We start from the raw sequence: 21,515 nt of genomic DNA, 5'->3' as shown, positions 1-21,515 counted from the left end.
TTAACTACTAAGAGTCTCCACATTGGAGACAATGGCGCAAACTAGGTAAGCATTGGGGCGTCTAGAGGCTCTGGGGCAGACTGAATGCCAAGTCAGGACTCGTCGGCGTGGCTCTCGCGCTTCTCAGTGCGCAGTTGCGCCCTCTGCCTTTGCGATGCAGCCGGTCCACCAGCATCGCACGCGGCGGCAAGGAGGTCATCTCCCCAGTGGCCGGGGACGCCCAGACCTCAACACCGAAGAAACAACAAGATCAGGACGAGCACATGCAAGGCATCGTGGATCTGCTGCGGATGCGGTCTAGCCGATCCGGCGCAGCCGGGTCGGCGGTGTTCAGGGGCGTCAAGCCTGCGCGGCGGGGATAGGCCGTAGGGCTTTCCCCTGGAGGCAAGCGCAGCGCGCAGCGCCCCATCAGGGGCGCGAAGGCATCACGCCGAGTCGTCAGGGCGCAGGCCGGATTCCACAACCGGCATCCACGGCGAAGTCGAGTCCAGAAGATAGCGCGCACCGCGCGCATACAACCTCAAAAGTCCGGCAGGCCGGTAGAACCCGGTGACGCAGCGCCGGAACTGTGCACCGAACTCGTTGGTGAGATCACCGCGTCGCCGATCGCAACGCGCAAGGGCTGGCCGTTCTCCGGCGCGAACGGCTTGAGCGCATCGTGCTGCGCCGTGATTTCGATGATGTAGTCGTGATGGCTGCTCATGGCATTGATCTCCTGTGATGGTTGAAGAAGCACAAGGAGCGCCTTGCAACGCTCCAAGGGCCAGGTCAGACAACGATCCGCCCGGCCAGCCGCGCATCGCGCGCGTAGGCGCTCAAGCGCTTCTCGGCCCGGAAATACAGATCTCGCTCGACAGGCAGGCCCAGCCGCCCACGCACCGAAGCCAATTCGGAAAGACTCAGCCAGCCGATTTCCGGCATCCCCAAGCCCAGGTCGCAAAGGCCGTGGGCATGATCGTGGTCATCGGGATCAATCTCGGTCAGCAGCCAGGTCGCGCCAGCATCCGGCGTGAACAGCTTGACCACAGGCACCGGATCGAAGTCCGAGTTTTCCAAAGATTGACGGCCGTTGGCCAGTAACACGATGCGTTGCTCGTCGGTGAAGAGTGCGTTGTTCATGTGAACTCCTGAAAGATGCCGGGCGGAATTGCCCAGCCCTTCCGGGTCACGGCGCAGCGCAAGCCGTCAAGGGTCTACGACGGCCGGAGGCCGCAAGCGTGCGAAGCACGCGCCGCCCTTTACGGCAGAGCACGCCGTGGCACGATGAAGGGAACAGCAAGCCGCCACACCCACCACCCAAACACGCTTGGTTTTGGCAAGCGCAGCGCGCAGGCCCGGATCGGCGATCAGGGCCGCAGTTGCGTGAGGGATCGGAGCAGCATGGCCATGATTCGACACGAAGCACGGGGCACCGCCCGAGAGCCCGACGGCGCTGCGTGCCGGCACGCCCCATAAGGCAGTTCGCTACCGCAGCAGGGCAGGATCAAGGCGGCATACGGCGGTCGCCGCTCCTATCCGGCGTCAACAATGCCTCGAACGCCTGCACCGTCTCCCGGCTGACAGCACCCGCTCTATGCAGCGCAGCCAGTTCACCTCGTAGGGATTCGATGATCGGACTGCTCTCCACCCCAGCGGATGCCCCCGACATCTGCCGCAGCACAGTCAGCAGCTCGGCTTGATCGTCATCCGCCACGATGCCTTGGATGACCTCCAGCGCCAGGCCCGGATTGCTGCGGTACAGCTCGGCCATCGCTTCGTCATGGGGTTTGCTTTTTGGCATTCGATCTCCACTGGCCCGTCTTGGCTGCATCGCCACACCGGCTCCGACGATGCTGAGGAAGATTTCCCAGACAGTGTCTGGGAAATGAGTCAGCTTGAAAGGTTGACCTTAGGCCGCCACCAGGATGCCCCGAGCATGCGCCCGCCGGGCGGGCTGCACCACGATCTTGACCTGCTGGTCCAGCGACACCAGCGCCTGCATCAGCCGCTCCAGCGAGATGTTCTGGAGCTTGTAGCGGCGCACCTGCGACACCTTGGGCTGGGTCATGCCGGTGATCGCGGCGGCTTCGGTCTGGCTCAGGCCGCGCTGGTCGATCAGGGTATTGAGCTTGAGCGCGAGCGCAGCCTTCGCCGTCAGTTCCTCGGCATCATCAAAGCCCAGGTCTGCCAGTACGTTGTCGGTGCCTTCGGGATGGTCGTCGATACGGGTCATCATTTATCTCCCGCTCGCCCATGACGGGCAAGCACTGCTTTCAGCCGCTTCTCGATCAACTCCACGTCCTGCTGCGGCGTGGCGATGCCGGACTTGGACTTCTTCTGGAACGCATGCAGCACATGCACCGCATCGCCCACCTTCACGGTATAGACCGCCCGGAAGGCATCGCCCCGGTGGTCTTCGACCAGTTCGTACACGCCGGAACTCAGCCCTTTCCAGGGCTTGGCCGAATCTGGCGTGCAGCCCAATTGGACGATGAACAGTGCCACGCCCATGTCCTTCTGTACGTCAATAGGGAACTCCTTGAAATCCTTCTTCGAGGAGCCTTCCCAGTACAGCAGCTTTCGTTTCTGCTCCATGATTATATCCGTTCGGGTATAGATTGCAAGCACCCGAATTGTCGTGACAGCGGCACGACAATTCGGACTGGCCGCTCAGGCCGTCGCTGCCTCGGTTGGCACGCTACGCCGGGCACCCGTGATGGCCTGGCGCCGGTTCGCCACCAGCTCAGCCGCCTCACGCACCGGCTTGTCCTCGGTGTGGACGTAGCGCATGAACATCGCCACGGTCTTGTGCGCCGTCAGCGCCATGCCGACCTTCACCGGAATACCCGAGTTGGCAATGTCGGTCGCTGAACGGTGTCGGATGCCGTGCGTGCCCACATGTTCGGCACCTGCAGCCTTGAGAGCGCACGGCTCCAGCCGCCGTAATACTCGCCCGTGGTCAGGTGCTTGCCCGGATGGCGCGGAGACGGCAATATGTAGGGACAGCTCTCCTGGCGTGGTGCCGTCGAGAGCAGCCGGTAGGCTTCTTCACTCAAAGGCTTAGACATACCACCGGTCTTGCTGTCGGGCCAGACCACACGGCGGTTTTCCAAATCGACCCAATCCCATTGGAGTGAGACGATTTCGCCTCTGCGGCCCGCGAACTCGAACTGCAACCGGATCGCCAAGGGGATGACATAGTTCTCCAGTCCCTCGGCCTCAACCCGCTCAAGGTACCGGAACAGCAGGCCCATTTCTTCGTCGCTGATGAGGTGCGTGGACTTCCCGTTGGGGTACATCGGGACATGGCGGCACGGGTTGGTGCCATCCGGCCGGTAGCCCCACACCTCGGCCAGGTTGAACATCTTGCGCAGGACGCTGAACGTGCGGTTCGCATCCGCATGCTTGTGCGCCATCTTCTTCATCGCCCCGGCCACGTCCGGGCGCTTGACGTCCTGCACCTTCATGCGGCCCAACAACGGGATGATGTTGCGGTCGATGACACTCCGGTAGCCATCCTGCGTGCTGGGCTTGTTACGCTGCTTGGAGTGGTCCTCCATGAACTTCACGCACAGCTCGGCAACGGTGGGGGCCTTACGGGCCTCGGCTTTGGCGGCACTAGGGTCGCCGCCCCGGCGCACCTCGGCCAGCCATTCCTGGGCCAGGGAACGGGCCTGTTCGACGGTCAGTTCTCCGTACAGGCCCAAGGCGGGCTTGCGGCGCTCGCCAGCGTTCGTGCGGTACTGGAGCATGAACACCTTGCGGCCCGCTGGTGTAATCTTGCACAGGAAGCCGGGCACCAGGGTGTCCCGGAGTTCGACGGCCTGCGCCTGGGGCTGTGCCGCATCGACAGCGGACTTGGTGAGCTTGATTTTTGCCATGATGACTCCTCGAAAGACCCGTTTTGCAGGGGCCACATGGGAGCCATGAGGTCACAAGCCGGGTCGGGTTTCAGAAAGCACCGGCATATGATGAACTCGCCTAAGTTATTGATAAACCTGCTGTATCTGGCTTCGGCGTAGTCCAGCGTAATGCGGCACTGAAGTCATGGTGAAATAAAAAAGCCGCCCGAAGGCGGCTTTGGCTCTCATCGGAAGCTGCCGTATCAGGCAGCCTCACGATCAGAAGTTGTGGCGAACACCGATACCGTAGTTGTTGGTGTCGTCGAAACGCAGGTAGGCTGCGTACAGGAAGGTGCGCTTGGACAGGGCATATTTGCCTTCCAGCACGCCGTTGGTGTACTTCTTGCCACCGATTTCGTTCTTGGTGTCGCGGGTCAGGTCCAGCGTGAGGGCGAAGGCGCCCAGGTTGGCGGAACCACCCAGCGAGAAGCCGCGGCGACGCTGGTTAGCGGCGTTGCTGGTCTGGCTGTAGGACGTGGCCACCGCGAAGCTGCCGAAGTTGTACTTGCCGCCGACGTGGTAGTTCGTCTTGCCGTTCTTGGTCTTGTTGGCCGACGCGCCGATGCCGATGGGGCCGTTGACGTACTTCAGGCCCAGATCCCACTTGGCGCCGGCCTTGCCAGCGTCCAGGCCGTCCTGCTTGAGGATGTAGTTCACTTCAGCAGTGAAGCCACCCATGTTGGGCGTGGCGTAGCCGATGATGCTGCTGTCGCGGGCAGCGCTCAGGGAGCGGTAGGTGTTGCCCACCACGCTGTATAGCGCGTTGCCGGTCAGTTCCCAGGCGCCGATGGCCTTGAACGATGCGGTGTAGTCACGGCCCAGGCTGAAGGTACCCCAGCCGCCACCCAGCCAGACCTTGGCGGTACGGCCCCAGAAACCAGCGCCAGCAGAGTTGTTGCTGCCGTCGTCCAGGTTCAGGCCGGTTTCGAACGTGAAGCCAGCTTTCAGGCCACCGCCCAGGTCTTCCACGCCGCGCACGCCAACACGGCTACCGCCGTTGTTCATCACGGAACCGCTCAGGAATTCGGTCTTGTCGGAACCGTTCTCGATCTTGCCGATACCAGCGTCAGCCACGCCGTACAGGGTCACGGAAGATTGAGCCATCGCGGCGCCGGTGAAGCCCAGGACGGCCAGGGCGATCAGGGATTTTTCATTGCAAGTTCTCCAAGGTTAAACATAGGGCGCCGGTGCGAAGGGTCCGTTTGCGATTCCCCGCCGGGTCCCGGGCCAACCTCCCCTAGCGGGAAGTTGTTGTTATTGCACCAGACCTGCCCTGAACTTGCAAAGACTTCGGCACTGAATCTGGTGCGGCCCGGCCGTTTTGTTGTGCATCGACCACACATCGACTCACACCGTTGGCTTGCAACAACAATCGGTCCAATCGCCTCGCGTGGGTACGCCCGAAGATTGCTGCGCCGCAGCAATGTGGTGTACGCGCCACATCGGCGGGGGCCAAGGGTTGGCGTACCATGCGCCGCATGAACCTGACCGACCGCCTGCTTTGCGCCGCCGACGGCGCCCTGCGCACGCTGCTGGCCCCGCCGCGGCCCGCGCGGCCCAACCCGGCGGGCGCGGCCGAATCCGCGCTGGCGCTGAGCGAGGACGAGCGCCGCCTGTCGGGCGCGCTGATGCGCGTCAACCACGTGGGCGAGGTCTGCGCCCAGGCGCTGTACACGGCGCAGGCCCTGGTCACGCCGGATCCCGGCTTGCGCCGGCACCTCGATGCGGCATCACGCGAGGAGACCGACCACCTGGCCTGGACGCGCGAGCGCCTCCAGGCGCTGGGCAGCCGCGTCTCCTGGCTCAACCCGCTGTGGTACGCCGGGGCGTTCGGCATCGGCGTGCTGGCCGGCAAGCTGGGCGGCGACCGCGTGAGCCTGGGCTTCGTGGTGGAGACCGAGCGCCAGGTCGAGGCGCACCTGGCCAGCCACATGGACCGCCTGCCGGCCGGGGATGCCGCCTCGCGCGCGATCGTGGCGCAGATGAAGGCGGACGAGGCGCGCCACGCCGACGACGCCCTGGCCGCGGGCGGCGCCGCGCTGCCGGCGCCGGTGCGCGGGCTGATGCGCATGGCGGCGCGGGTGATGACGACCACGGCGCACCGCATCTGAGGCCTGTATTTTTCAAGCCTTTTGGGCCTTGAGCCAGCGTCGGTATTGCGCCGATAGCTATTCTTTCAATAGCTCTCTCAGGCCACCTCGACGAGATCGAACGACGTGGTGATCTCGGCCATCTTGCCCAGCATGATGGAAGCCGAGCAGTACTTGTCGTGGCTGAGGGCGATGGCGCGCTCGACCGCGCTGGCGGGCACGCCGCGGCCGCTGACGGTGAAATGCATGTGGATCCGGGTGAAGACCTTCGGGTCCTCGGCGGCGCGCTCGCTGGTCAGCCTGACCGAGCAGCCGCGCACGTCGTGGCGGCCGCGCTTGAGGATCAGCACCACGTCGTAGGCGGTGCAGCCGCCGGTGCCGGCCAGCACGGTCTCCATGGGGCGCGGCGCCAGGTTCTGGCCGCCGTTGGCGGGCTTGGCGGCGTCGGGGGCGCCGTCCATGGCGATGACGTGGCCCGATCCGGTCTCGGCCACGAAGCCCATGCCGGAGCGCGTGCCCGCCGCGCCTGTCCAACTCACCGTGCATTCCATGATGTGCCTGTTCCCTTTTGACTGTGCCGCGGCGCCTAGCGTAGCGGATTCGGCGCCCCATCCCCTCCGAATGAGGATAAAAGTCTCACCCGGCCGCGCTATCTGTGTTGCATTGCAGCAAATATATTGCGAACGACCGTGCTTTTCGTGTACGCTACGTTCCATGCAAGTGAGAAATCACCTGCGCCGGTTGTCTCCTCCACCCCTTCCATAGGTGGATTCAAGCCCTGAACCGCGAGGTTCGGGGCTTTTTTTTGGTTCTTGACCCGATGGAAGGCTGCGGCGCTAAGTGAGGACGAAGTTCGTCGGCTTCAGCGGTTCGGGCAGCGTCTGCTCGCCCAGCGATTCGAGCACGTTGATCTCCACCACGCGCGCGGTGGCGTCGAGCGGCATGGTGTTCGAGGAGTCGCCGAAGGGCGATGCCAACTCGTCGCCGATCGCGTCGAGCCCGAAGAAGGTGTAGGCGACGATCGCGGCGACCAGGGGGGTCCAGTAGCCGCTGGAATCGGCCAGCCCGAACGGCAGCAGGAAGCAGAACAGGTACGCCGTGCGATGGATGAGCAGCGTGTAGACGAAGGGCATCGGCGTCACCTTCGTGCGCTCGACGGAAGCGAACGCCGCGGCCATGCTCTGGACCCGCTCCTCCATCGTCTGCGCGAGCTGCGGCAACAGGCGGCCGGCCGCCAGCAGCGCCGCGATGTCGGCGCTGAAGTAGTCGAGCAGCCGGTTCGGCGCGTTGCGGCTCGCCGCCAGCGCCGCGCGCTCCTCGGCGATGAGATAGCGCGCCGTGTCTTCGCTGATGGGCCGGCCGCGAAGATAGTCGCGCGTGGCGTACATGAGCGCGATGCAGCGCAGCGCGATGCGCCGCGGTGCGTCGTCGCCGGCCACCGGCGCGGGGTAGCTGCGCGCCTGCCGCGCCAGCGACCGCGCGTCGATGACCAGCATGCCGATGAGCTTGCGCGCTTCCCACCAGCGGTCGTAGGCCGCCGCGTTGCGGAGCGCCCCGAAGATGGCGAGCGCCGCGCCGATCACCGACAGCGCCAGCGGGGTGATCGGCGTGACGTGGATGAAGCCGCCGCGCTGCAGCACGACCACGATCGCCGACAGCACCGAGACGGCGAGGATGCGCGGGAAGATCTTGTGCACGACCGAGCCGCGCAGCACGAAGAACAGTTCCCACGAAGTCGGCGTGTCGCGGACGATCATGGCGATGCCTCCATGGCGGACGGGTGCCGAGGGATCACCGGGCGCCGCGGCGCAGGTTGGCCGCCGCGATCACGTCTTCTTGCTCCGTGCGCCGCGCCTGGCCGGGGCGGCGGCGCTCTTCCTGGGTGTGGCGGTGGCGATGGCGCGTGCCGTCTTGCGGGGCCGCGCGGTCCGTGCCGCGCTCCTGGCGGCGGGCACTTCGGCCGGGGCCGCGGCAGCAGCCCCCTCGCCCACCGGCGGCAAGGCTTCGATGGCCTTGAGCGCGGCCTTCAGGTGGCCGATCAGGGCATAGGACTCCTCCTGCGACAGGATGCGCCGGCAGGCGATGATGCCGAAGTCGAGCTGCCCGGCGTAGCTCTGCACCGTGATGTTCAGCGCGCTGCCGTGGTAGGGGATGGACACGGGGTAGAAGCTGCCCATGCGCGCGCCGCACACGTACAGCGGCATGGAGGGGCCGGGCACGTTGGAGATCAGCACGTTGGCCATCGCCGGCAACTGGCTCGCGAGCTTGGAGCGGCCGTACAGCGAGGCCAGGCTGGTCATCAGCCAGGGCGAGCCGGCGAAGGGCATGTCCACGCCGAGCACGGGCTTGAGTTCGCGCACCACGGCCTTGCCCGCCTCGGACGAGTTGTGGATGGCCTGGAAGCGCTCGGCCATGTCGGGGATGTCGGTGGCCAGGTCCACGCGCACCATCGACACCTGGTTGTTCTGGGCGCCGTCGCCTTCGGTGCGCAGGCTGACGGGGACCGCCGCGATGAGCGCCTGCGGGGGCAGCATGCCGCGCTCCTTGAGGAAGCGGGCCAGCGCCTCGCTGCACATGGCCATCACGACGGTGTTGACGGTGCCCCCGACGCGCTTGCCCAGCGCCTTGAGTTCGTCGAAGGGCAGCGTCAGCGTGCTGAAGGAGCGCTGGTTGGTGATGGAGTCGTTGAAGATCGTCCGGGGCGCCAGGCCCAGGGTCAGCGCGCGCTCGTCCTTGGTGGTGCGCTGGCTCGAAATCACGTTGCCGGCCGTCGTGATCGCCTTGGCCGCCGTGGGCAGCAGCTCGCCCAGTTTGCGGTATTGCGCGGCCGCGTTGGAGACTGCCGCCTGGATCAGCTCAGCCACCCCCAGCTGGTAGCCGCCGCTGCCGCCGCCACCGGTCTTGCGCCGAGGCGGCGTCACCTCGCGGATCTCCGGCGAGATGTCGTACATCACCTTGGTGACTTCCGTCCCGGCCTTGCCGTCGATGCCGCTGTGGTGCATCTTGGAATAGAGCGCGACGCGGCCGTCCTCCAGCCCCTCGATGATGTAGGTTTCCCACAGCGGACGGCTGCGGTCCAGCAGGGTCGAGTGCAGGCGTGCGACCAACTGGTGCAACTGATCCATGGTGCCGGGCCGGCGCAGCGTGAGGCTGCGCACGTGGAAGTCCAGGTCCACGTCGTCGTCGTCGATCCACACCGGCTCGGCCAGCTCGAAGGGCATGGGCGCGAGCTTGCGCGTGAACACCGAGGCCAGGTGCATGCGCTTGCCGATCATCGCCTTGAAGTCTTCGTAGTAGTCGCCCTTGTAGCCTTTTGGCAGGTCGAGCAGCAGCAGGCTGGCGACGTGCATCGGGGTCTCGGGCGTCTCGAAATGCAAGAACGAGGCGTCCATGCTGGTCAGGTGGTGCATGTTTTCTCCAGTGTTTCTTGGCTTTGGGAACGGCTCAGGCCGTGCGCGGCACGGTTTCGTGCACGGCCTGCTTGGCTTCTTCCTCGGACTCGAAGATGTGCGGTGCGACGCCCCGCGCGGCGAGTTGGTCGCCCAGCTTGGCGCGCATGAAGGCGCTGGTGGTGAATCGGGTGACACCGAGGAAGTATTGCTCGTTGATGCTGCGCACCGCGTCGAGATAGGCGTCCTCGACCGAGCGGTCGATCCCCCAGCCGTCGTAGTTGACGACCGCATACACCTTGTGGCCGAGCGGCTCGACGATGGAGCGGATCTTGTCGATGTATTGATCGATGGTGGCCTTCGTCTTGACGTGCACCTCGGAGAAGTTCAGGAACAGCGTGTTGCGGTCCTCGTCGTAGTTGAAGCGCGCATCGAAGGGCAGCCGCAGGATTTCGTCGCGCAGGCCCATCGGCTCGTGCGCGAAGATGCGGTCGTCCATCTGGCGCGGCGCGTGCACGATGGGCGCGAAGTCCATGCGGTCGAGGATGTCCTTCTGGATGTCGATGCCCGGCGCCACCTCGGTCAGCTCCAGTCCCTCCCGCGTCAGGCGGAAGACGCAGCGTTCGGTGATGTACAGCACGTCCTTGTCCAGCTCGGCGGCGTGCTTGCCGGAGAAGGTGCGCTCCTCGACCGCGTGGACGAACTTCTTCGCCCGGCCGTCGCGCTCGATCAGCAGCTTGCCCTGCACCACCGAGACGTCCAGGTCGCCGGCGGTGAAGGTGCCGCAGAAGACCACTTTCTTGGCGTTCTGGCTGATGTTGATGAAGCCGCCGGCACCGGCCAGCTTGGGGCCGAAGCGCGAGACGTTGAGGTTGCCCTCGCGGTCGGCCTGCGCCAGGCCGAGAAAGGTGATGTCCAGGCCGCCACCGTCGTAGAAGTCGAACTGGTAGGGCATGTCGATCACCGCCTGCGCGTTGACCCCGGCGCCAAAATTGAGCCCGCCGGCCGGAACGCCGCCGAAGAGGCCGCCCTCGCCGGTCAGGATCATCAGGTCGGAGGCCTTCTCCTCGGCCGCCACCACGGCGATGCCTTCGGGCATGCCGATGCCGAGGTTGACGATGGAATTGGGCCGCAGCTCCATCGCGGCGCGGCGCGCGATGATCTTGCGCGCGCTCATCGGCATCGGATCGATCGAGTTCAGCGGCACCCGCACCTCGGATGAATAGGCCGGGTTGTACATGGTCGTACCCGTCTGCTGATGCACTTCGGGCCGGCTCGCGACGACCACGCAGTCCACCAGCGCGCCGGGCACCTTCACGTGCCGCGGGTTGAGCGAGCCCATCTCGGCGATGCGCTCGACCTGCGCGATCACCAGCCCGCCGGAGTTGTGCGCCGCCATCGCCACCGACAGCGTGTCGGTCGTCAGCGCCTCGCGCTCCATCGTCAGGTTGCCGTTCACGTCGGCGGTGGTCGCGCGGATCAGCGCGACGTTGATCGGGAAGCTCTTGTAGAACAGGTATTCCTTGCCGCCGAGGGTGATCACCTCGACCAGGTCTTCGGTCGTGATCGCGTTCAGCTTGCCGCCGCCGTAGCGCGGATCGACGAAGGTGCCGAGGCCGACGCGCGACGCATGGCCGGGCTTGCCGGCGGCCGTGTCGCGGTACAGCTGCGTCAGCACCCCGAGCGGCAGGTTGTAGCCCTCCGCCTGGTTTGCCAGCACCAGTTGGTACAGCGCCGGCACGAAGGCCCAATGCCCGCCGATGATGCGCTTGACGAAGCCAGGGTGCCCGAACTGCTGGGCGCCGCGCTGCTGCCCATCGCCGGGACCGCCGGTGAACACGAAGGTCAGGTCGCCCGGCTTGCCGAAGGTCGCGGCCTCCTGGTCGCTGGCCCGATACCGCGCCGCCAGTTCGTTCATCAGTTCCTCCGGCAGGCCGATGCCGCCAAAACCGCCGATGGACACCGTGTCGCCGGTGCGGATCAGGCGCACCGCCTCGCGCGCCGTGACGATCTTGTTGGTGGAGCCCGAATGCGCGCTCGGGACGGTTCTTGGGGTATTCATGCTCCTGTCTCCTTTTGTTGTCGTGGCGCCATGCGGCGCTCGGGTTCACGCGAAAATTCCCGCGGCTCCATGCCGATGCACATCCAAACCAGTTTGTACTTGATCTCGGCGTCAAGCCATCGGCATCGGCATCGGCATCGCTCTCATGCAACCACGTCATCCGCTCCTGGTTCGCAGCCTTCGTCAGTGCAACTTGATGCGCGGCTCCGTACGCCGCGTCAGCATGTTCGCGATCGTGCCGAGCGCGACTTTGGTCGTGCCGTGGACAGCCTTCTGATGCATCAGGTACAGCGACCGGTACATCCAACGCGCGACCACGCCCTCGAGGTGGAGACCACGCTTGCCAATACCGACGAGATTGCCGACCGTTCCGTACTCGGAAAGATTCACGAGGCTTCCGAAATCACGGTACCTGAACTTCGGCAGCGCCTGCTTGGCCAACCGCGCATGCACCGCGCCAACCAAAAGCGACGCCATCTGATGGGCCGTCTGGGCGCGCGGCGGCGCGGGTTGCCCATCGCCCGGCAAAGCGAATGAAGCGCAATCGCCGATGGCGAAAACATCGTCGTCCAGGGTCGTCTGCAGCGTGTCGCGCACGATCAACCGGTTGATTCTGTCGGTCTCGAGTCCGTCGATGTTCTTCAGAAAACCCGGGGCCCTGATGCCGGCCGCCCACACGACCATTTCTGCCGCAATGAACTCTCCGCTGGCAAGACGTACGCCCTCCGGCGTAATTTCCGCGGCGTTCTGTCCAGTGAGCACACTCACGCCGAGGCCGCTGAGCATGTTCTGGGTCGAGGTGGCCAATTTCTCCGGGAGTGGGCCGAGGATGCGCGGGCCGGCTTCGATGACCGTCAGCTTGATCGATTTATCGAAATCGATGCTGTCGAGTCCATATGCGGCCAGCTCACGCATGGTTTTGTGCAACTCCGCCACCAACTCAATGCCCGTGGCGCCGCCGCCCACCACCACGACGTGCAATTGACCTGGCCGCAACGGTTCGTACTGGGCATTTGCCCTCACGCAGGCATTGATCATGCGACGATTGAAGCGGGCCGCCTCGTCCACGCTGTCGATCGCGATCGCATGCTCCTTGACGCCGGGCGTGCCGAAATCGTTGCTCACGCTGCCCACTGCCAGCACCAGGGTGTCATAACCCAGAACGCGGGGCGGAACGAGTGGCTTGCCCTCGTGGTCGAGCATCGAAGAAACGTAGACCTGCCGTGCCTTGCGGTTCAGCCCACACATTTCGCCGATACGGTAGCGATACCCGTGTGCATGAGCGTGGGCCAGATACTCCAGCGAATCGACATGGATATCCAGGGTACCGGAGGCAACCTCATGCAAATGCGGCTTCCACACGTGGACACTGCTCTTGTCCAGCAGCACAACAGAGGCCTTTCCCCGCTTTCCAAGCGCATCCCCCAACTGTGTTGCGAGTTCCAGTCCTCCGGCGCCGCCACCGACGATCAAGACCCGGTGCAGACCGGCATCGTCCTGGGATTTGCTTTCTGGAATGCTGGCGTAGTCAATGCCATTGGCTGTCATCGAGATCTGTCTCCGGTAACTTTTCTCGCGTCATGGCGGCGAACACCGGTCAACCGGCTTGCCGCCATCTTCATCAACAGACTTCAAACAGCCCCGCCGCGCCCTGCCCGCCGCCGATGCACATCGTGACCACCACATACTTCGCGCCGCGCCTTTTGCCTTCGATCAGCGCATGGCCGGTGCAGCGTGCACCGCTGACGCCGTACGGATGTCCGACGGCGATCGCGCCGCCATTGACGTTGAGCAACTCGTCGGGAATGCCGAGCTTGTCGCGGCAGTACAGCACCTGGCAGGCGAAGGCCTCGTTGAGCTCCCACAGCCCGATGTCGTCCACCTTCAGCCCGGCGCGCTGCAGCAGGCGCGGCACCGCGAACACCGGGCCGATGCCCATCTCGTCGGGCTCGCAGCCGGCGATCGCGAAGCCGCGGTAGATGCCCAGCGGATTCAGGCCGCGCTGCTCGGCGAGCTTGCCGTTCATCACCACGCAGGCCGCCGCGCCGTCGCTGAACTGGCTGGCGTTGCCGGCGCTGACGCAGCCGCCGGGGAACACCGAGCGGATCTTCTGCACCGCTTCGAGGGTGGTGCCGGCGCGGATGCCCTCGTCGGTGGAGATCGTGACCTCCTGCGTCGTGATGCGCCCGCTGGCCTTGTCGACGACGCCCATCCGCGTGGTCATCGGCACGATCTCGTCGTTGAACTTGCCGGCCTCCTGAGCGGCGAACGCGCGCTGCTGGCTGCGCGCGCCATACTCGTCCTGCGCCAGCCGGGTGATGCCATAGCGCTTGGCCACCGTCTCGGCGGTCTGCAGCATGTTCCAGTACAGCTCGGGCTTGTGCTCCACCAGCCAGGGGTCCAGCAGCATGTGCTGGTTGGACTCGTTCTGCACGCACGAGATGCTCTCGACGCCGCCGGCGACGATCGCCGGCGCGCCTTCGAGGATCACGCGCTGCGCGGCCATCGCGATGGTCTGCAGGCCCGACGAGCAGAAGCGGTTGACGGTGACGCCGCCCACCGTCACCGGCAGGCCGGCGCGCAGCGCGATGGCCCGCGCGATGTTGCCGCCGGTCGTGCCCTCGCCGAAGGTGCCGCCCATGATGCAGTCCTCGATCTCGGCCGGGTCGAGCCCCGAGCGCGCGACGGCGTGCTGCACCGCGTGGCCGCCGAGCGTGGCGCCATAGGTCATGTTGAAGGCGCCCTTCCAGCTCTTGGCCAGGCCGGTGCGGGCGGTGGAGACGATGACGGCGTCGGTCATGGCGATGTTCCTTGGAGTCGGGTTCAGTTGAAGCTGCCGCCTTCGGCGGCGAGCCTGGCGAGCAGCGGCGCGGGCGCCCACAGCGCCGGGTCGGCCCCTGGTTCGGCAGCGAAACGCTGCAGCGCGCGCACGACGTTCGGCAACCCGACCTCGTCGGCGTATTTCATCGGGCCTCCACGGTGCAGCGGGAAGCCATAGCCGTTCAGATAGACGACGTCGATGTCGGAGGCGCGCTGCGCGATGCCTTCTTCCAGGATGCGCGCGCCCTCGTTGACCAGCGCATAGATGCAGCGTTCGACGATCTCGGACGCCTCGATCTTGCGTGCCATGTGGCCGCGGTCGGCGCGCCACTGCTCGATGAGGCGCGTGACCTCGGGATCGGGCACCGGGTCGCGCCGGCCCGGCTCGTAGCGGTACCAGCCGGCGCCGGTCTTCTGGCCGAAGCGGCCGGCCTCGCACAGGCGGTCGCTCACGTCCGCGAAGTCCTTGGCGGGCTGCGCGGCGGCCTGCCGCTTGCGGATGGCCCAGCCGATGTCCAGGCCGGCCATGTCGCCCATTCGGAACGGCCCCATCGCCAGGCCGAAGGCCTCGATCGCCTTGTCCACCTGCTGCGGCAGCGCGCCCTGGTTGATCAGGCCGCTGGCCGCCTCGCCGTAGCGCGCGATCATGCGGTTGCCGATGAAGCCATCGCACACGCCCGAGACCACCGCCACCTTGCCGAGTTTGCGGGCCAGTTGCATCGCCGTGGCGAGCACGTCGGGCGCGGTGGCGGCGCCGCGCACGATCTCGAGCAGCCGCATCACGTTGGCCGGGCTGAAGAAGTGCAGGCCGATCACGTCCCGCGGGCGCTTGGTCAGGCGCGCGATCGCGTCGAGGTCGAGCGCCGAGGTGTTGGACGCGAGGATCGCCCCAGGCTTCATCACCGCGTCGAGCGCGCGGAACACCTTTTCCTTGACTTCCATGCTCTCGAACACCGCCTCGACCGCGAGGTCGGCGTCGCGCAGCGCGTCGTAGGAGAGTGTCGGCGTGATCAGGGCCAGGCGCTGCTCGAACTGCTCGGGGCTGAGTCGGCCCTTCTTCAGCGTCGCCTCGTAGTTGCCGCGGATCGTCGCCATGCCGCGGTCGAGCGCTTCCTGCTTGGCTTCGAGCAGCACCACCGGGATGCCGGCGTTGGCGCACACCATCGCGATGCCGGCGCCCATCGTGCCGGCGCCGACGATGCCGACCTGGCGCACCTCGCGCAGCGGCGTGCCGGCCGGCACGTCGAGCTTCGAGGCCGCGCGTTCGGCAAAGAACGCATGGCGCAGCGCGCGCGACTCGGGCGTGTTCATCAGGCCGATGAACAGCGCGCGCTCGGTGCGCAGGCCTTCGTCGAACGGCTGGCTCGCGCTGGCCGCGACCGCCTCCACGCATTGGGCCGGCGCGGGCAGGAACCGGTTGGCCGCCTTGACGTTGTTGCGCGCGAACTGCAGGAACGCGTCGGCGCCCGGCTCGTTGATCTTCACGTCGCGCAGCCGCTTGAGCGGCATCTTCTCGGCGGCGGCGCGCTCGGCGAAGGCGATGGCCGCGGGCAGCAGTTCGCCTTCCTTCACCACCGCGTCGAGCAGCGGGCTGCCCGCGAAGCGCGCGGCCGGCTGCGGCCGGCCAGAGACGATCATGTCGAGCGCGGCCTCGAGGCCGATCGCGCGCGGCAGGCGCTGCGTGCCGCCGGCGCCGGGCAGCAGGCCGAGCTTGACCTCGGGCAGGCCGAGCGAGGCGTCGGCCTTGGCGACGCGGAAGTGGCAGCCCAGCGCCAGCTCGAGGCCGCCGCCCAGGCAGACGCCGGCGATCGCGGCGACCACCGGCTTGGACGAGGCCTCGATGGCCGCGATCACGGCCAGCAAACCAGGCTCCTGCCCCGACTTGGGCGAGCCGAACTCGCGCACGTCGGCGCCGCCGCAGAACAGCTTCTCGCCGCCGGTGAGGACGATGGCGCGCACCTGCGCGTCGGCCAGCGCCTGGTCGAGCGCGGCGACGATGCCGCGGCGCAAATCGAACCCGAGCCCGTTGACGGGCGGGTTGGTCAGGGTCAGCACGGCACAGCCGCCGTGCATGGCGTAGTCAACGATTCTCATGGCTTGTCTCCGTCTCTTGATGTTCTTGCGGACTGTCCCCGGTCCGCCCTGGGCAAGGGCTCAGCGTTCGCGCGGCAAGGTGTCCCGCACGGCGGCCTTGGCCTCTTCCTCCGTGCCATACATGTGCGCCGCCAAGCCACGCTTTTCGAGCGTTTCGCCGAGCTTGGCGCGCGCGAACGCATTCGAGGTGAAGCGCGTCACGCCGAGGTAGTAGCGCTCGCTCAGCTCCTGGATGGTCTGGAGGTAGGTGTCCTCCAGTTCGCGGTTGATCTCGAAGCCATCGTAGTTGACGATCGCATAGACCTTGTGGCCCAGCGGCTCGCAGATGGCCCGGATGCGCTCGACCCCCGCGTTGATGTCCGCCACCGAGCGGACCGCGTGGTTCTCGAAATTCATGAACAGCACGTTGAGCTTTTCGTCGTACTGGAAACGCTCATCGAGCGGAATCCGCAGCAGTTCCTCGCGCAGGCCCATGGGCGCGGCATGGAAGATGCGCGCATCCATCAGCTTCGGTTCGCGCACGATGGGCGCGAAGTCCATCTTGTCCAGGATGTCGCGCTGCAGATCGACGCCCGGCGCGATCTCGGTCAGCTCCAGCCCGTCGGCGGTCAGCTTCATCACGCAGCGCTCGGTGATGAAGAGGACTTCCTTCTCGTTCTTGGCCGCATACGGCCCCGAGAAGGTGCGCTGCTCGACCGCGTCGATGAACTTGCGGTGCTGGCCGTCGCGCTCGATCAGGAGCTTGCCGCTGACCGCCGACACCTCCAGGGCACCGGCCGTGAAAGTGCCGCAGAAGACCACCTTCTTCGCGTTCTGGCTGATGTTGATGAAGCCGCCGCACCCGGCCAGCCTGGGGCCGAAGCGCGAGACGTTCAGGTTGCCCTCTTTGTCGACTTGCGCCAGGCCGAGGAAGGCGATGTCCAGGCCGCCGCCGTCGTAGAAGTCGAACTGGTTGCCCTGGTCGATGATGGCCTGCGCGTTGACGACGGCGCCGAAGTCCATGCCGCCCGCCGGCACCCCGCCGATCACGCCCGGCTCGGCCGTCAGCGTCAGCAGGTCGGCGATTTTCTCTTCGCTGGCGACGGCGGCCACGCCCTCGGGCATGCCGATGCCGAGGTTGACGACGACGTTGGGGCGCAGCTCCATCGCCGCGCGCCGCGCGATGATCTTGCGCTCGCTCATGCCCATGGGCTCGATCGAATCGAGTGGCTTGCGCAGCTCCGACGCATAGGCGGCGCTGTAGACGGTGCCGAAGGTCTGCGGATGGTGCTCCGGCTCCGCCACGACCACGCAATCCACCAGCACCCCGGGGATCTTGACCTGGCGCGGGTTCAGCGTGCCGGTTTCCGCGATGCGTTCGACCTGCACGATGACGATGCCGTCGGAGTTGCGCGCTGCGGTGGCCATCGCCAGGCCGTCCAGCGTCAGCGCCTCGCGCTCCATGGTGATGTTGCCGTCGCCGTCGGCCGTGGTGCCGCGCAGGATGGTCACGTCGATCGGGAACGCCTTGTAGAACAAGTATTCCCGGCCGTGCACGGTCATCAACTCGACCAGGTCTTCGGTCGTCCTGCCGTTGACCTTGCCGCCACCGAAGCGGGGATCGACGAAAGTGCCCAGGCCCACGCGCGACAGATGGCCGGGCTTGCCGCCGGCGATGTCGCGGAACAGGTGCGAGATGACGCCCTGGGGCAGGTTGTAGGCCTCGATCTGGCCGGACACGGCGAGCTGGCCGAGCAGCGGCGTCGCCCCGAAATGCCCGCCGATCACGCGCTTGACCAGACCGGGGTGCGCCAGGTGGTTCAGCCCGCGCGTCTCATAGTCGCCCTGGCCGGCGGCGAACACCAGCGTCAGGTTGCGCGGCGTGCCGATGTCCGGCAGCTCGGCGCCCTTGGCCAGGAAGGCTCGTTCCATCTCCACCGCCAGCGCCTCGGCGAAGCCGATGCCGGCGAAGCCGCCGGTGGCGATGGTGTCGCCGTCCCGGATGAGCTGGACGGCTTCCTGGGCGGTGACGAACTTGCCGCTGGTCCTGGAGCGGGTCGTGGGAACAATTCTCGAACTGGCCATCGTGCTTCACTTTCACATGGGGGAGGGTCGATCTCGCTCGAATGAGCGCAGCGTGGAAAGGCCGCACTGTGGCGGTCGGGCAGCGTACTGGAAATGATCGCACAGGCCAAATTGATGATCGGGACGGACAGATGTCAGGGAGAGTCCCGTGGCGTACCTGAGCGGGATCGCGCAGCATGGGCTATTTTCGGACAAGGAACATGGCATGCGGGGCAGTGCGCGGGTCAGGGTTTTCCCCGGGAGCCAGGCGGTTGAGCCGCTGGTGCACGTGGTCTCGCGGATGTCGCTCAGGCAACAGCGCTTCTCGCCCTCGAAGCTGGCCGTGCTGGTCGGGGTCCTCGCGGAGGCCGGTGTGCCGGCGGACGTGGTACTGGCAGGCACGGGCCTGGACGCGGCCGCGATCGCGGACCCCTTTGCCCTGACTTCCTCGCTGCAGTTCCTGACCGCGGCCCGCAACGCGGTACGCCACCTCAGCGCGACCGACCTCGGCGTGCGGGTGGGCCGCAGGCTGCATGCCTCGTGCTATGGCATGTACGGCTACGCGGTGCTGTGTTCCCAGTCCATCTCGCATTGCGCCGAGACGGCCGTCAAGTACCACCAATTGGCCAATGGCCTGCTTCAGATCCAGTGGGTCGAGGGCGAGGGCATGTCCTCCTGGGTGTTCCCCAGCCGTCTGGACGTGGCGCTGCCGGACGTGGACGCGCGGCTGTACCGCTTTCTCATCGACTTGCAGTTCGCCGCGCACGTGACGATCACCAAGGACACGATGGGTGCCTGGTGCGTGCCGGCGCGCGCCCAGTTCACGGAGCCGGAGCCGCCGCATGCGGCGGCGCTGTCCGAGGCGCTGGAGTGCCCGATCACGTTCGGCCAGCCGGAGAACGTGCTCAGCTACCCGTCTGCATGGCTCGACCGGGCACCCCAGTTGGCCAACCCGATCACCGCCGCCCAGATGTCCGCGCAATGCGCGCGGCTGCTCGAAGAGTGTTCGTGGCAGGCGGGCATCACCCGCCGGGTCTATCAGGAACTCACGCGCACGCCGGGGCATTTTCCCGAGATCGAGGAAATCGCGGAGAGCCTGTGCATGACCTCGCGCACGCTCAGGCGCAAGCTCGAAGCCGAGGACACGTCCTACGGCGAGCTGCTGACCAGCGTGCGCAAAACCCTGGCCATCGACTACCTCTGCACCACGACGCTCAGCACCGAGGACATCGCGCTGGCGCTGGGATTCAGCGATGCCGTGAGCTTTCGGCACGCCTTCAAACGCTGGACGGGGCGCGCGCCGACCGAGTACCGGCGTAATCGACAGGCGGGCGGCGTGTGGACGTCCGCACGACACTGAGCGGCCGTTGCGCGCCGGGGCGCGGCGGCGTCTCTTTATGATGCCGGGGCTCCACCGCCCCTGCCCACACCATGACCCCCGCTCCCGCCGACGGCCGCCGCGCGCCGCTGACCTCCACCGACTACCTCAAGCAGGTGCTGACCGCGCGCGTGTACGACGTGGCCATCGAGTCCGACCTGACCCCGGCGCGCGCGCTCGGCCGCCGGCTGCACAACAAGGTGCTGCTCAAGCGCGAGGACCAGCAGCCCGTGTTCAGCTTCAAACTGCGCGGCGCCTACAACAAGATGGCGCACCTGACGCCCGAACAACTGGCCAGCGGCGTGATCTGCGCCAGCGCCGGCAACCACGCGCAGGGCGTGGCGCTGGGCGCGCACAAGCTGGGCACGCGCGCGGTCATCGTGATGCCGGTGACCACGCCGCAGGTCAAGGTCGACGCCGTCCGGGCGCTGGGCGGCGAGGTGGTGCTGTCCGGCGACAGCTATTCCGACGCCTACGAGCACGCCGTCGGGCTGCAGGCCGCGCAGGGCCTGACCTTCATCCACCCCTTCGACGACCCGCTGGTCATCGCCGGCCAGGGCACCATCGCGATGGAGATCCTGCGCCAGCACCAGGGGCCGCTGCACGCGGTGTTCGTGGCCATCGGCGGCGGCGGGCTGATCAGCGGCGTGGCGGCGTACATCAAGGCGGTGCGGCCCGAGATCAAGGTGATCGGCGTGCAGATGGACGACTCCGACGCCATGGCCCGCTCGGTGGCCGCCGGTCGGCGCGTCACGCTGGCGGACGTGGGCCTGTTCGCCGACGGCACCGCCGTCAAGCTGGTGGGCGAGGAGACCTTCCGCATCGCCAGCGAGCTGGTGGACGAGTTCATCACCGTGGACACCGACGCCGTGTGCGCCGCCATCAAGGACGTGTTTGTTGACACGCGCAGCATCGTCGAGCCCTCGGGCGCCATGGCCGTGGCGGCGCTCAAGCAGTACGTGGCCACGCACAAGACCCGGGGCGAGACCTACGCCGCCATCCTGTGCGGCGCCAACATGAACTTCGACCGCCTGCGCTTCGTCGCCGAGCGCGCCGAGGTGGGCGAGGAGCGCGAAGCCCTGTTCGCCGTCACCGTGCCCGAGGAGCGCGGCAGCTTCCGGCGCTTCTGCGAAACCATCGGCCAGTTGCCCGGCGGCCCGCGCAACGTGACCGAGTTCAACTACCGCATCAGCGACGCCGCCCAGACCGGCCGGGCCCACGTCTTCGTCGGCCTGACCACGGCCGCCCGGGGCGAGTCGCCGCGCATCGCCGCCGCGTTCGAGCGCGCGGGCTTCGCCGCGCTCGACCTCACGCACGACGACCTGGCCAAGGAGCACGTGCGCTACATGATCGGCGGCCGCTCGCCGCTGGCGCACGACGAGCGGCTGCTGCGCTTCGTCTTCCCCGAGCGGCCCGGCGCGCTGATGAAGTTCCTCAACCTGATGCAGCCGAGCTGGAACATCTCGCTCTTCCACTACCGCCACCAGGGCGCCGACTACGGCCAGATCCTGGTGGGCCTGCAGGTGCCGGCCGCCGACGACGCGGCGTTTCAGCGCTTTCTGCATGAGTTGGGCTACCCGTGGGTGGAGGAGACGGCCAACCCGGCGTACCGGCTGTTCCTGCAGGGTTGAAAAAACCCCACGCTCCGCTGCTTCGCATGCTGCGCTGCCCCCCGAGGGGGCGTTCTCATCTTGGGGCGGCCCGGCGATGAGGAAGCCTCCGCTCGGCACGCCAGCCGCTCATCAATTCATAGCTGCA

Annotated in this window: 16 protein-coding genes and 2 pseudogenes; 3 read left to right on the top strand and 15 right to left on the bottom strand. The window is 66.7% G+C overall.

The window, feature by feature from the left end:
* Nucleotides 1-425 precede the first annotated feature (425 nt).
* The 7 genes and pseudogenes from IPG65_RS01800 to IPG65_RS01770 form a co-directional block, all read right to left on the bottom strand.
* Nucleotides 426-703, bottom strand: a pseudogene (locus IPG65_RS01800) (hypothetical protein).
* Between the two features lie 65 nt (nucleotides 704-768).
* Complete coding sequence (locus tag IPG65_RS01795) at nucleotides 769-1,119, bottom strand: DUF2958 domain-containing protein (RefSeq protein WP_293187587.1); 351 nt, start codon at nucleotides 1,117-1,119, stop codon at nucleotides 769-771.
* A 364-nt stretch (nucleotides 1,120-1,483) separates the two neighbouring features.
* On the bottom strand, nucleotides 1,484-1,780 hold the full coding sequence (locus IPG65_RS01790) for a hypothetical protein (protein WP_293187586.1): 297 nt from the start codon (nucleotides 1,778-1,780) through the stop codon (nucleotides 1,484-1,486).
* 108 nt (nucleotides 1,781-1,888) lie between these two features.
* Nucleotides 1,889-2,212, bottom strand: coding sequence for a helix-turn-helix domain-containing protein (locus tag IPG65_RS01785; RefSeq protein ID WP_293187585.1), 324 nt, complete (start codon nucleotides 2,210-2,212; stop codon nucleotides 1,889-1,891).
* Nucleotides 2,212-2,574: a type II toxin-antitoxin system RelE/ParE family toxin gene (locus IPG65_RS01780; RefSeq protein ID WP_293187584.1), complete on the bottom strand. Its 363-nt coding sequence runs from the start codon at nucleotides 2,572-2,574 to the stop codon at nucleotides 2,212-2,214. The genes IPG65_RS01785 and IPG65_RS01780 overlap by 1 nt, the downstream gene beginning before the upstream one ends.
* Before the next feature lie 75 nt (nucleotides 2,575-2,649).
* Nucleotides 2,650-3,860, bottom strand: a pseudogene (locus IPG65_RS01775) (site-specific integrase).
* A gap of 240 nt (nucleotides 3,861-4,100) precedes the next feature.
* A complete protein-coding gene (locus IPG65_RS01770) occupies nucleotides 4,101-5,006 on the bottom strand; it encodes a porin (RefSeq protein WP_293187932.1) in 906 nt (301 codons plus the stop codon).
* 353 nt (nucleotides 5,007-5,359) lie between these two features.
* Between IPG65_RS01770 and coq7 the strand changes: the two genes are divergently transcribed.
* Complete coding sequence (gene coq7 / locus IPG65_RS01765; protein ID WP_293187583.1) at nucleotides 5,360-5,992, top strand: 2-polyprenyl-3-methyl-6-methoxy-1,4-benzoquinone monooxygenase; 633 nt, start codon at nucleotides 5,360-5,362, stop codon at nucleotides 5,990-5,992.
* Nucleotides 5,993-6,069: 77 nt separating this feature from the next.
* Here the strand turns inward: coq7 and IPG65_RS01760 are convergent, their stop codons facing one another.
* From IPG65_RS01760 to IPG65_RS01725, 8 genes are all read right to left on the bottom strand, one after another.
* Nucleotides 6,070-6,522, bottom strand: coding sequence for an OsmC family protein (locus IPG65_RS01760; RefSeq protein ID WP_293187582.1), 453 nt, complete (start codon nucleotides 6,520-6,522; stop codon nucleotides 6,070-6,072).
* A gap of 285 nt (nucleotides 6,523-6,807) precedes the next feature.
* Nucleotides 6,808-7,728 carry a bestrophin family protein gene (locus IPG65_RS01755; RefSeq protein ID WP_293187581.1) on the bottom strand — a complete coding sequence of 307 codons (921 nt, stop codon included), beginning with the start codon at nucleotides 7,726-7,728 and terminating at the stop codon, nucleotides 6,808-6,810.
* Between the two features lie 69 nt (nucleotides 7,729-7,797).
* Nucleotides 7,798-9,381 carry a wax ester/triacylglycerol synthase family O-acyltransferase gene (locus IPG65_RS01750; RefSeq protein ID WP_293187580.1) on the bottom strand — a complete coding sequence of 528 codons (1,584 nt, stop codon included), beginning with the start codon at nucleotides 9,379-9,381 and terminating at the stop codon, nucleotides 7,798-7,800.
* 34 nt (nucleotides 9,382-9,415) lie between these two features.
* A complete protein-coding gene (locus IPG65_RS01745; RefSeq protein ID WP_293187579.1) occupies nucleotides 9,416-11,422 on the bottom strand; it encodes an acyl CoA:acetate/3-ketoacid CoA transferase in 2,007 nt (668 codons plus the stop codon).
* A gap of 183 nt (nucleotides 11,423-11,605) precedes the next feature.
* The gene (locus IPG65_RS01740) at nucleotides 11,606-12,907 is read right to left on the bottom strand and encodes an NAD(P)/FAD-dependent oxidoreductase (RefSeq protein WP_293187931.1); all 1,302 of its coding nucleotides are present in this window, start codon (nucleotides 12,905-12,907) and stop codon (nucleotides 11,606-11,608) included.
* A 136-nt stretch (nucleotides 12,908-13,043) separates the two neighbouring features.
* The gene (locus IPG65_RS01735) at nucleotides 13,044-14,222 is read right to left on the bottom strand and encodes an acetyl-CoA C-acyltransferase (RefSeq protein ID WP_293187578.1); all 1,179 of its coding nucleotides are present in this window, start codon (nucleotides 14,220-14,222) and stop codon (nucleotides 13,044-13,046) included.
* Nucleotides 14,223-14,245: 23 nt separating this feature from the next.
* A complete protein-coding gene (locus IPG65_RS01730; protein WP_293187577.1) occupies nucleotides 14,246-16,336 on the bottom strand; it encodes a 3-hydroxyacyl-CoA dehydrogenase NAD-binding domain-containing protein in 2,091 nt (696 codons plus the stop codon).
* A gap of 60 nt (nucleotides 16,337-16,396) precedes the next feature.
* On the bottom strand, nucleotides 16,397-18,400 hold the full coding sequence (locus IPG65_RS01725; RefSeq protein WP_293187576.1) for an acyl CoA:acetate/3-ketoacid CoA transferase: 2,004 nt from the start codon (nucleotides 18,398-18,400) through the stop codon (nucleotides 16,397-16,399).
* Between the two features lie 280 nt (nucleotides 18,401-18,680).
* Here IPG65_RS01725 and IPG65_RS01720 point away from each other — a divergent pair, with 280 nt between their 5' ends.
* Together IPG65_RS01720 and ilvA are read left to right on the top strand one after the other, a co-directional pair.
* Nucleotides 18,681-19,739 (top strand): AraC family transcriptional regulator, encoded by a 1,059-nt coding sequence (locus IPG65_RS01720; RefSeq protein WP_293187930.1) that lies wholly within the window; start codon nucleotides 18,681-18,683, stop codon nucleotides 19,737-19,739.
* Between the two features lie 71 nt (nucleotides 19,740-19,810).
* On the top strand, nucleotides 19,811-21,388 hold the full coding sequence (gene ilvA / locus IPG65_RS01715; RefSeq protein WP_293187575.1) for a threonine ammonia-lyase, biosynthetic: 1,578 nt from the start codon (nucleotides 19,811-19,813) through the stop codon (nucleotides 21,386-21,388).
* The last annotated feature ends 127 nt before the right edge of the window (nucleotides 21,389-21,515 follow it).

The organism is Ottowia sp., assembly GCF_016703145.1.
Lineage (GTDB): Bacteria > Pseudomonadota > Gammaproteobacteria > Burkholderiales > Burkholderiaceae_C > Ottowia.
This window is presented reverse-complemented; position numbering and strand designations above follow the sequence as displayed.

Excerpts from the sequence above, each read along its gene's own strand:
- IPG65_RS01795 (WP_293187587.1), bottom strand. The coding sequence starts at position 1,119 with ATGAACAACGCACTCTTCACCGACGAGCAACGCATCGTGTTACTGGCC.
- IPG65_RS01790 (WP_293187586.1), bottom strand. The coding sequence starts at position 1,780 with ATGCCAAAAAGCAAACCCCATGACGAAGCGATGGCCGAGCTGTACCGC.
- IPG65_RS01785 (WP_293187585.1), bottom strand. The coding sequence starts at position 2,212 with ATGACCCGTATCGACGACCATCCCGAAGGCACCGACAACGTACTGGCA.
- IPG65_RS01780 (WP_293187584.1), bottom strand. The coding sequence starts at position 2,574 with ATGGAGCAGAAACGAAAGCTGCTGTACTGGGAAGGCTCCTCGAAGAAG.
- coq7 (WP_293187583.1), top strand. The coding sequence starts at position 5,360 with ATGAACCTGACCGACCGCCTGCTTTGCGCCGCCGACGGCGCCCTGCGC.
- IPG65_RS01760 (WP_293187582.1), bottom strand. The coding sequence starts at position 6,522 with ATGGAATGCACGGTGAGTTGGACAGGCGCGGCGGGCACGCGCTCCGGC.
- IPG65_RS01755 (WP_293187581.1), bottom strand. The coding sequence starts at position 7,728 with ATGATCGTCCGCGACACGCCGACTTCGTGGGAACTGTTCTTCGTGCTG.
- IPG65_RS01750 (WP_293187580.1), bottom strand. The coding sequence starts at position 9,381 with ATGCACCACCTGACCAGCATGGACGCCTCGTTCTTGCATTTCGAGACG.
- IPG65_RS01745 (WP_293187579.1), bottom strand. The coding sequence starts at position 11,422 with ATGAATACCCCAAGAACCGTCCCGAGCGCGCATTCGGGCTCCACCAAC.
- IPG65_RS01735 (WP_293187578.1), bottom strand. The coding sequence starts at position 14,222 with ATGACCGACGCCGTCATCGTCTCCACCGCCCGCACCGGCCTGGCCAAG.
- IPG65_RS01730 (WP_293187577.1), bottom strand. The coding sequence starts at position 16,336 with ATGAGAATCGTTGACTACGCCATGCACGGCGGCTGTGCCGTGCTGACC.
- IPG65_RS01725 (WP_293187576.1), bottom strand. The coding sequence starts at position 18,400 with ATGGCCAGTTCGAGAATTGTTCCCACGACCCGCTCCAGGACCAGCGGC.
- IPG65_RS01720 (WP_293187930.1), top strand. The coding sequence starts at position 18,681 with ATGTCGCTCAGGCAACAGCGCTTCTCGCCCTCGAAGCTGGCCGTGCTG.
- ilvA (WP_293187575.1), top strand. The coding sequence starts at position 19,811 with ATGACCCCCGCTCCCGCCGACGGCCGCCGCGCGCCGCTGACCTCCACC.